General features: G+C 46.7%; 9 protein-coding genes. 1 reads left to right on the top strand and 8 read right to left on the bottom strand.

What is annotated here, in order from left to right; all coding sequences use genetic code 11:
• Positions 1-99: 99 nt before the first annotated feature.
• Positions 100-582, bottom strand: coding sequence for a MarR family winged helix-turn-helix transcriptional regulator (locus AC9UEY_RS05130; RefSeq protein ID WP_509538693.1), 483 nt, complete (start codon positions 580-582; stop codon positions 100-102).
• A gap of 59 nt (positions 583-641) precedes the next feature.
• Here AC9UEY_RS05130 and tgt point away from each other — a divergent pair, with 59 nt between their 5' ends.
• Complete coding sequence (gene tgt / locus AC9UEY_RS05125; RefSeq protein WP_509538695.1) at positions 642-1,883, top strand: tRNA guanosine(34) transglycosylase Tgt; 1,242 nt, start codon at positions 642-644, stop codon at positions 1,881-1,883.
• Here tgt and AC9UEY_RS05120 read toward each other — a convergent pair whose 3' ends face one another.
• From AC9UEY_RS05120 to AC9UEY_RS05090, 7 genes are all read right to left on the bottom strand, one after another.
• Positions 1,884-2,495 carry a trimeric intracellular cation channel family protein gene (locus AC9UEY_RS05120; RefSeq protein ID WP_509538690.1) on the bottom strand — a complete coding sequence of 204 codons (612 nt, stop codon included), beginning with the start codon at positions 2,493-2,495 and terminating at the stop codon, positions 1,884-1,886.
• 9 nt (positions 2,496-2,504) lie between these two features.
• The gene (locus AC9UEY_RS05115; RefSeq protein ID WP_509538687.1) at positions 2,505-4,157 is read right to left on the bottom strand and encodes an ABC transporter ATP-binding protein; all 1,653 of its coding nucleotides are present in this window, start codon (positions 4,155-4,157) and stop codon (positions 2,505-2,507) included.
• A gap of 2 nt (positions 4,158-4,159) precedes the next feature.
• Entirely contained in the window at positions 4,160-5,227 is a 1,068-nt protein-coding gene (locus AC9UEY_RS05110; RefSeq protein WP_509538684.1) for an ABC transporter permease, read from the bottom strand.
• 2 nt (positions 5,228-5,229) lie between these two features.
• The gene (locus AC9UEY_RS05105; protein ID WP_509538681.1) at positions 5,230-6,768 is read right to left on the bottom strand and encodes an ABC transporter permease; all 1,539 of its coding nucleotides are present in this window, start codon (positions 6,766-6,768) and stop codon (positions 5,230-5,232) included.
• A 158-nt stretch (positions 6,769-6,926) separates the two neighbouring features.
• The gene (locus AC9UEY_RS05100; protein WP_509538678.1) at positions 6,927-8,765 is read right to left on the bottom strand and encodes an ABC transporter substrate-binding protein; all 1,839 of its coding nucleotides are present in this window, start codon (positions 8,763-8,765) and stop codon (positions 6,927-6,929) included.
• Positions 8,766-8,944: 179 nt separating this feature from the next.
• Positions 8,945-10,156, bottom strand: coding sequence for an MFS transporter (locus AC9UEY_RS05095; RefSeq protein ID WP_509538675.1), 1,212 nt, complete (start codon positions 10,154-10,156; stop codon positions 8,945-8,947).
• A 37-nt stretch (positions 10,157-10,193) separates the two neighbouring features.
• Positions 10,194-10,550, bottom strand: a 357-nt coding sequence (locus AC9UEY_RS05090; protein WP_509538672.1) for a DinB family protein, incomplete at its 5' end; no start/stop codon positions are given.

The raw sequence follows: 10,550 nt of genomic DNA, 5'->3' as shown, positions 1-10,550 counted from the left end.
AAGAAGGCAGCAAAGAAGGCTAAGTAAAGCCCTCAAGCATATTAAAAAACCCGCCACTCTATGTGGCGGGTTTTTTTATGCTCTTTTATTTTTTAACATTTAATCTTCTACAACATCTTTGCGTAGTGATTGCTCAACGCGTTCAAAGATCTCTGCCAATACCTGTTGATCTGCTTTTGTTAAATGATCCATAAATCTGCTCCGCACACTGTCAACGTGATCTGGGGCAGCTGCAACAATTGCCTTCCATCCCTTAGCTGTCATCACTGCAAAGTAGCCGCGCTTATCGATTGGACATGCTTCGCGCTTTACCCAACCAGCCTTTTCCATAACCTTCATGCGATGTGAAAGGCGAGATCTAGATAGCAGGGCGTTTGCTGCTAATTCGCTCATGCGCATTTTGCGATCAGGGGCTTCGCTTAGCTGGACCAAAATTTCATAATCAGGCATGGATAAATCATGCTCGCCAAGATCTGCATCTAATTCATCTATGAGGCGCCGGCTGGCCAGGATGTAGCGGCGCCAAGCCTTCATTTCAGTGGGGTTGAGCCACCTAGGTGCGGTAGCGTTTTCACGTGCCATGAGTGCAGTCTACGGCAAAGGTTGAAGCTTCAACTACTTTCATGCGTGCCTCTAAGGAGATGCTTTTGAGTTTTTCATTTGATATCAAGCACGCCGCAAGTGATTCACTGGCACGTGTTGGAACTATCAATACCCCTCATGGGCCAATTCAAACCCCTGCATTTATTCCAGTGGGCACCAAGGCAACTGTTAAATCAGTTCTGCCTGAAGCCATAGCAGATTTAGGTGCACAAGCTCTTTTATCTAACGCCTATCACCTGTATCTGCAGCCGGGCGCAGACATCCTGGATGAGGCTGGCGGGCTTGGCGAATTCATGAATTGGCCTGGGCCAACTTTTACTGACTCTGGTGGCTTTCAAGTTTTATCACTCGGTGTTGGATTTAAAAAAGTATTAGCAATGGATGCACAAACTTTTCGCAGAGATGATGTGATCGCTGGCAACAAAGATCGCTTGGCACATGTTGATGATGAAGGTGTGACCTTTAAGAGCCACCTTGATGGAACCATGCATCGCTTTACCCCTGAAGTTTCTATGCAGGTGCAGCACCAGATTGGTGCCGACATCATGTTTGCCTTTGATGAATGCACCACCTTGCATAACACCCGTCCCTATCAAGAGCTGGCTATGGATCGCACCTATGCCTGGGCCATTAGATGTCTAGATGAACACAAGCGGTTAACAGAAGAGCGCACCACTAAGCCCTACCAAGCATTGTTCGGTGTCATCCAAGGGGCCCAATATGAAGACCTGCGCAAAAAAGCTGCCACTGATCTTGGATCACTGGAATCTAGTGGGCAGTCCTTTGATGGCTTTGGAATCGGCGGGGCGTTAGATAAGGGACAGCTCGGAACAATCGTTTCCTGGGTCAATCAAATCCTGCCTGAAGATAAGCCGCGACATCTTTTGGGTATTGGTGCACCTGAAGATCTATTTGTTGGGGTTGAAAACGGCTGTGACACCTTTGATTGCGTTTTAGCGAGCCGTATTGCACGCACAAGTGCGGTGTACACGATGGAAGGGCGTTTTAACCTGTCTAACAGCCGTTTTAAGAGGGATTTCACCCCAATTGATGATGAGTGTGACTGTTACACCTGTACGCACTACACACGGGCGTATATGCACCATGTATTCCGCGGCAAAGAAATCATTAGCGCAACCCTTGCAACGATTCACAACGAACGATTTATTGTGCGCTTGGTCGATCAGATGCGCCAGGCATTACTCGATGGAAACTTTGCCGACATGAAGGCTGATTTCTTAGGCCGCTACACCCACAGAAGCGGTCAAGCCAGGGATTAATTACCCCTTAGAGACGGTCGGTAGGTTCAAGTTGAATTTGATGGAGAGCTCGCGCACCAACACCACAACGATCCCTGCAACGGCAACGGAAATGGCTTCATTCAGATCTAAAGAATCCAGGGCTAAGTAAATAACCGCCCCAGAAAGGCAGGCGGTGCCCACAGTTTCTCGGTGCAATAACACCGGCTCTGTTTGGCACATGATGTCTCTCAACAATCCACCAGAGACCGCTCCGATTAATCCAAGGACAGCAGCTGCCACCAAGGGTGCATCGTTAGACAGTGCGAACTGAACACTTGAAACTGTTGCAACGGCTAGTCCTAATGTGTCCAGTGATAAAGCAAGACGACCCACGGCTTGTTTCTTACCCAGTGCAACAGTAATCAAAAATGCAGCAACGATAGGTGCAAATAACCAAGGGCGCTGAACCCAGGGTGGTTGCTCCCCCATAAAAAGATTACGCAATGTGCCGCCGGAAATAGAGGCAACGGCTGCAATAAATAAGATGCCACCAAAATCTAAACCTTTATTGGCTGCAACTCTGGCTCCAACTAATGCAAATGCAAAGGTTGAAACAAGGTCTAGGCCAAAGACCAAAAGGTCTAGATCCACAAGCGGGGCTTACTTTTTAAGAGCTAGACGTGCCTCGCGGCGGATGCGTTGTTCGGCAGGATCTGGAACAGGAACTGCTGAGATCAAACGCTTGGTGTAGTCATCTTTTGGCTTCTTCAGAATCTGATCACGATCGCCAACTTCTACAAGTAAACCATTTTGCATTACTGCAATTCGGTGACACAGGATGTCAACAACTGCTAAGTCGTGAGAGATAAACAAGCAAGCAAAGTTGAGCTTAACTTGTAGCTCTTGTAAGAGATCCAAGAAGCGTGCTTGCACAGAAACATCCAGTGCTGATGTTGGTTCATCAGCAATCAAAAGATCCGGAGTTAGTGCGAGAGCACGTGCGATTCCTACGCGCTGGCGCTGGCCACCTGAAAGCTCATGTGGGTAGCGGTTGCGATAGCTACGTGGCAATTCAACCTGATCAAGTAACTCTTCAACCTTCTGTGCAAGCTCGGCACCCTTTGCAAGACCTGCCAAGAACAGCGGCTCGCCAATTGATTCACCAATAGGAAGACGTGGGTTAAGAGATGAAGCAGGATCTTGGAAAACAATTCCGGTGTGGCGACGAATTGTGAAAAGCTCTTTTTGAGTTGCATGGCTGATGTCCTTGCCAACAATTTCTAGTGAGCCTTCCTTGATTGGAAGCAATCCAATTGCTGCACGGCCCACAGTTGTCTTTCCTGATCCAGACTCTCCTACAAGACCAACAATCTCACCTGGATAGATTTCCAGGTTGAAGTTCTTAACCGCAGTAAATGCTGGTTGGCGACCCCGCTTTGGATATTCGATAGTCACGTTAGATAACTTCAAGACTGGGTCTGGCTTTGCATCCTCCGTATAAGGAAGTGCGCGCTTTTTTGTTGATCCCAGCTTTGGTACCGATCCCAGCAACTGCTGTGTGTATGGATGTTGTGGCTTATTGAAGATTTGATCAGCGGTGCCCTTTTCAACGGTTATTCCATCCTTCATAACAAGGATCTCATCTGCCATATCGGCAACGACACCCATATCGTGTGTAATCAAAAGAATGGCAGAGTTGAGCTTGTCCTTAAGACCACGCATTAAGTCCAGGATTTCAGCCTGAACTGTCACATCAAGTGCTGTTGTTGGTTCATCAGCAACGAGCAATGCAGGATCACAAGCAAGTGCTTGCGCGATCATCGCGCGCTGGCGCTGTCCACCTGATAGTTGGTGTGGATACTTATTAATCGATAGCTCCGGATCTGGAATATCCACCATAGTGATTAACTCCAAAGCACGAGCATGTGCTTCCTTTGGACCCATATCAAAGTGGTTACGCAATGTTTCAACAATTTGATACCCAATTGTGAACAGTGGGTTCAAAGCTGTCATTGGCTCCTGGAAAATATATGCAACTTCTTTTCCACGGAACTCACGCAACACAGCAGACTTTGCATTGAGCATCTCTTCGCCCTTGACCACAACGCTGCCTGCCATTCGAGCATTTGAAGCAAGAAGTGACATAAGACCAAGTGCCGTTGTTGACTTACCAGAACCTGATTCACCCACAATTGCGGTGACCTTGCCTGCAGCCAGTCCCAGGTTCATGTCAATAACTGCTGGGTACCAAACTCCATCTACCCAAAAATCAACATTGAAATCAGAGATCTCAAGAACATTTTTTTCAGTCATAACTACTCACCAGCCTTAATCTGAAGCTTCGCCTGAAGGCGATCCTTCTTTGTAATACGACGACGCTGGCGTGGGTCAAATGCATCACGCAAACCATCACCGATAAAGTTAACACAAAGTGCAATCGAAATAATAAAGAAACCGGGCCACCAAAAGAGCCAAGGGCGTGTGGTGAATGAGGACTCATACTGGCTAATTAATAGGCCCAGTGAGACATCAGGAGCAACAACTCCAAAGCCCAGATAAGAGAGTGCGGTTTCGGTCAAGATAGCCCCAGCCATGATGAGCGTTACCGAAACAATGATTTGACCTACTGCATTCGGCAGAATGTGCTTGAAGGCGATTCGAATATTTGATGCGCCAGCAACACGGGCTGCATCTACAAACTCCATCTCACGCAATTGCAGGAACTGAGCACGCACGAGACGCGCAAGACCAGTCCAGCCGAGCAAGCCGAGGAATAGCGCAAGAAATAAGGGTCCTACACGGCCTGCAGCCTTGCCAATGACTGCCGCAATAATGATCGTTGGAACGGTTTGAATGAAGTCGACTAGGCGCATCAAGACAGCATCAATTTTCTTGCCGTAAAAACCTGAAATGGATCCCACAACAACGCCAATAAATCCGGATACTGCCCCGATGACAAACATAATCATGAGTGATCGTCGTGCGCCATTCATAACCAATGCAAAGTAATCACGGCCGATGTCATCTTGGCCAAATGGGTGCGTACCCATTCCGAACGCCCCTGTCGGATTTAAAGAAATCGTTGGGCAACCAGTTGTGCCGCCAGGACAGTCTTCGTAACGAAGGTCTGGAATATCTTCAACTGTCCACTTCCACCAACCGGGAATTCGAACCGGACCAATTTTAGTCTCAAGGGCTGTCATCACAAAGATAACGATTGAAGCCAGGACCCCTAGAGCAATGACAGCGGCACGGTGTCGAAAAAAACGACGACGAACAATCTGTCCTTGGCTGAGGCCTTCAATCTCCTTATTGGCGATTGCATTCTCACCACCAGCGAGGATCTCGCCAGTTGAAATATCTTTACGACCAAATAGTTTCATGGTTACTTACCCAATCTAATACGTGGATCGAGGGCTGAGTACACTAAGTCTGCAATTAAGTTTCCGGAAATAACCAAGATCGACAACAATAAGTTAACGCCCATCAAAAGATTTAGGTCGTAACTATTAATCGCCTTAATACCCAAGGTTCCCATTCCTTGCCAACCAAATACGCGTTCAGTAATTACTGCACCGCCAACTAACCCAACAAATTCACCTACAAAGAGACTGGAGAGCGGTAGCATCATATTTCTGAAGGCATGTCGAGTAATTACGACTCGTTCATTAAGACCCTTAGCCCTTGCTGTACGAATGTAATCTTGATTCAAAACCTCGAGCAATGCACCACGAGAGAAGCGAATCCAGCCAGCTAATGAAATCAAAATCAAAGCCAAAGTCGGAAGGACTAAGTGCATAATGATGTCTAAATTATTTATCCAAAAATCATCGGTTACGAGCTGATCTTTGCGCTGTCCATATGTCGGAACAGGACGAAGGTTAACCGCATCAGTTGCGCCATATTCGGCCCAACTCTGCATAATTCGATCAGCAACTATGAGAAACCCACTGATCAGGCCTGTAATGATCGCCGTTCGCGCGATAGGGCCCCGATCAACCTTGCTAAAGACGCGCGAAATTCCCAAACCAGTCAGAACAATCAAAGTAATGAGAACAAAGATTGTTAAATACGAACCAAAGTTGTTAAAGATCCACTGTGCTGGGTAATACCAAAGTACCGCCAGGCCAGCCATCGTGAGCGCACCCTTCTTGGCAGTTTCATTGCTTAATCCAGTTGATATTGCGGTGACACCAAAAGCTACTCCGATAGATAGGAATGCAATCAAAATCGGGCCAAGACCTGGATTCAGGTACCAATTTGTGAAATCAATTGCCCACAAAATTATTGCGTTGGTTACAAATGCTCCTGCGAAAACACTCCAGAATCTCTTTCGCTCCCCACCGAGCAAAGAACTCCAAAAAATTCCGGTAAAAATCGAAAATATAAGTATCCATTTAATTGGGATATTAGGCTCACTTAAGAAATTATTAAATTGAATTGCCATAAACTCTTTAAGAAGAACGGCAACCCAGAAAATTGGAAGTGAGTACAAAAGGAAAGCAAGGAAAGTCATTCCATAATCAAATCGGCTGTACTGACGGAGTGCTGAAATGATTCCTAGTGCAAGGCCCAGCACGAGCGCCGTAATTGTTGCTACCAAAACTAGACGAAGTGTCACTGGAATTGCATATGCAAGTTCTTGTTGTACCGATGTCGCTTCGCGAGTCATTCCCAAATCCATTTTACCTACGAATAAGCCAAGAGCGCCCTTGAGCCACAAAAAATAACGAATAGGTGGGGGTACGTTTAATTGAAGATCGCGTGTCAACGCAATAATTCTTTGCTTAGCACCGTCATCGGTACTAAGTCGAAGCTCAGCTAGTGGATCACTTGCATATGCGGCAAGGTTGTAGACCAAAAAACTGGATCCAAACAAGATCATCACTGATACGCCGATTCTGCGCATGATGTAGTTCAGCATTAAAAGCTCCTTGCAATTATTGTTGGTGGTACCTCAATGAATCCCCAGCTACGTAGTAAAGAGTAGCGCGAGCGGCACCTGATTTTTAAACCAAGTGCCGCTCGCTTAGTACTTAATCTGCTGTTGAAAGCAGAGGTAATAGCTTACGAATCAAGCTATTAGTACGCCCACTCCCAGTAGTTCCAAGCAACATCGAGGGAAAGTGGTGATGGTTTGATTCCCTTGAGGTTCTTGTTAACTGCAGCTACTGCTGGGTGCTGGAACACACCGCTTGTTAGGCCTTCAGCATGGATGATGCGTTCTGCCTGAATCAGTAGTGAGATGTATGCCCGATTATCTAGTGGAACCTGCAACTTATCTAGAATTGCATCTAGTTGTGGCAAGTTAATGCCGTTACGGTTGTTTCCTCCACCTAGGTGGAAGTTGGCATTTGATCCAGCCTGAGTTATTGCCGATGGGCAATAAGCAAAGAACTGTGCGTCGTACTTGCTTAGTTGAATCTTTGGAGACCATGATGCCTGAACATCTCCAACTAGATCAAAGCCAGCCTTGAGTGCATTTGCCTTTGCAAGTGCGAACTCTGCGGCACGACGTGGGTTGTTACCCGGAACAAGTACGTTGACCGTTACTGGGTTTGTTGCACTTGCACTTGGGTAGTACTTCTTTACTAGGCGAAGTGCCTTAGCGTTAAGTACATCCTGTGGTCCGACGTAGTAACCGGAACCGTTTGCTGCAACTAGACGATCGTAACCTTCAACTCCTGGAGAGATAAATGTTGAGCCTAGAGTTGCATAATTTGGATTAATTGGGGCAATTAGCTTCTCGTTAATTTCTGTACGAGGAACTGCTAGCAAGAATGCCTTACGTAGATCTGCACCCTTACCGCCATGTCCCTTGAATAGTCCGGTGTAATCAGACTGTCCTGAAGTTGCATTCACACGGGTATCCCAGTGCTCGTAGCAAGCGTTAATTCCGCCTAGTACGTTGACGTTTGTTAACTTCTTCAATGCTGCTACTGAGTCAGCTGTTGGCTGGCCTGAGTACACATCGAGTTCACCGTTAGCAAGTGCCTGTGCAGCAGCTGTACCGTCTGAAATGAACTTGAAGATAACTGTGTCAACTGATCCGCTTAGCGCAGGACCTGAGTTGTACTTAGGGTTTGACTTAAGTGTTACAGATGACTTTGTCACTGCGCTGTCAACGATAAATCCACCGTTACCTACGAATAGGAGTGGATTTGTTGTTGCATCAACCTGAGTGATGTTGTAAGCCTCTGAATAGACCTTACCAAGAGCCTTTAGTACTGCAGTGTTCTTTGAAGTGTATGCAGCAAAGAAGCGATCACGAGCAGCTTCGTTATCCTTAACTGACTGTAGACCCTTCTTTCCTTCTGCAATTAGAACCATCGCGTGTACAGCTGATGGTCCAGGACCGTAAAGATCCCAGTTAGCAATCTTCTGCTTCCACTGAAGTGTCACAGTCATCTTGTCAGCTGAAAGTACTGGCGCTCCAACGAGGTTATCGTTGTAAGTTCCACCGTAGCCATTTGAGTTAAATGCTGGAACGTTGTCGCTGTCTGGATCTCCAAGACCAGCTTCAATTGAGTACTTATTGCTTGAAAGAACGTGTGATAGCAATAGATCAACTGCGTTGATTGGAGTTCCATCTGACCAAACGCGTCCTGGTGCAATTGTGTACTGAACGCGGAAATCAGTTGCGTTGTTCTTTATAATCTTGTATGAACCAAAAATCTTATTTTGGATGACGTTCTTCTTATTATCAACATAATTAAATCCAGATCCCGACAAATATCCCACTTTGCTATTGATTGTGAGGTTTGTATCTGGTGTACCTGAGTTAAATGACGTTAATGAGTTTGTATCGTGAATCACGATAGTTGAACGTGTTGCAGCCTGTGCTGGTGTTAGCAGTGAAACTGCCAACGCCGCTGATGCTGCAGCTGCGAGCGCAAACTTTGCGCTACGTGTGAACTTCATAGTTCCTCCTTGAGGGTTGAATAAAAGCGTCTGTGGAGAGTCGACCTACCCCATAGGCGCTTTTGGTGGTGAAAGTGTGCCTTAGTGAACAGCAGATGAGCAACAGGAGAACAGCTCGCGTATGCGCCTGCTTTATAACAACCAGATAAAGATTTAGTGCAATCGGGGTGATATCTCGGCTATTTCGAGGGCTTGGCTGTCTCGGCAATATTGAGCAGGAAGCCGATAGATAAGAAGGCAAGGGTCGTGGCTATAGCCCCACCCACATACATTGGCAAGCGAAGGCTGTAATGGGCAAGAACCCCGCCCATCAATGATCCGATCGGCATCATCCCCCAGACCAAGGTTCTGCGGGTTCCATGGATGCGTCCATAGAGCTCGGTAGGAATAACTGTTTGATAGGTCGCCATCAACAAGATGTTCCATTGCGAGACTGCGAAGCCGCCAAAGGTGGCAAGGGCCACGAAGACATAGATATTTGGTGAAAATCCTTGGAGCAATAACACAAGTGAACTTGAGGTTATGCCAACGGTCATCACGCGACTTCTGCCAAATTTCTTGGAAAGTCGTGGGGCCATAAATGCGCCCGTAATGGCACCAATACCTTGGATTGTAAGAATCACGCCAAAGAGCTGTTTGGGAAGTTCTAGTTCTTTAATGATGAGCAAGACCATAGTTGCGGTGCCCATGGAGTAACACACGCCAATAGATGCTGTGGTCACGACAAGTCTGCGCAGAACTTTTTCATTAAATAGGTATTTGATACCAAACTTCATATCTGCAACAAACTTCTTTTTTTCTTTCTCAACGTCATCTTTGCGCACATTTTGTAGATACTTAATGGGAATTGAAAGTGCTAGCAATGAAGCCACTGCCAAACCAAGACTGTTAATAAAGAAAGGTAGGGCGATTGCGATGGCATATATGAAGCCACTTATAGGTGCACCTACAAATCCTTGAATGACAGTTTCCGAGATTTGCAGACGTGAATTACCTTTTTCGAAGTTCTTCTCTTCCAGAATCTGCGGGATCAAAGATTGCGCAGTTGTATCTGCTGCAACCTCACACACACCAATAACAAAGGAGGCAACAAGCAACCAATAAATAGTCACGTGATCTGTGGCAATGAGCAGGGCAAGCACCCCAACCACCGCACTTCGTGTGGCATTTGCCCCAGCCAATATAAATCGGCGGTCTACGCGATCGACCAAGACTCCAATTGGAATAGCAAAAAGAAGCCACGGCAGCATCACGCTGGCACCAATTGCTGAAATTAAGACGGTGCTATCGGTAAGTGAGATGGCCAGCAAAGGTGCGGCTGCGATGAGGATGCCGTCTGAGAGGTTAGAAACAATGCTAGATGCCCACATGCGGTTAAAAGCTGGACCCATATAACCAAGGCTAACTCAGGTGTCTACCTACTTATTACTAGGCCAAATTCTGCTTGATTTGATCCGCGTGGTTATTTGCATGGCGTGTGTAGGTCTCAAGCCAACGCTTCAAGGAGTACTCCCCAGCTTCAGTGTGAGTGCCCGTTAACTCTAATTGCTCAGGCTTTAAGCGCTTGATGATGTCTAACGATCCAGCGCGAACAGCAGTAAAGACTGCAATTGAATTTTCAATAGGCAACTCTGTGTACCCAAGAGTTGCATCCTGCGCCCACAAGTTCTCGTCATATCCCTGAATTACTGGGTTGGGCTCTGCCACTAAACGACGTAGGCGAGCGTATGACTGCGCTTCACTATCTGCGCAGTGGTGGATTACTTGGCGAGAACTCCAGTTTTC

The organism is Candidatus Planktophila sp., from assembly GCF_040402275.1.
Classification (GTDB): Bacteria; Actinomycetota; Actinomycetes; order Nanopelagicales; family Nanopelagicaceae; genus Planktophila.
The sequence above is the reverse complement of the archived record's forward strand: the minus strand, read 5'-3'. Positions and strand labels throughout refer to the sequence as shown.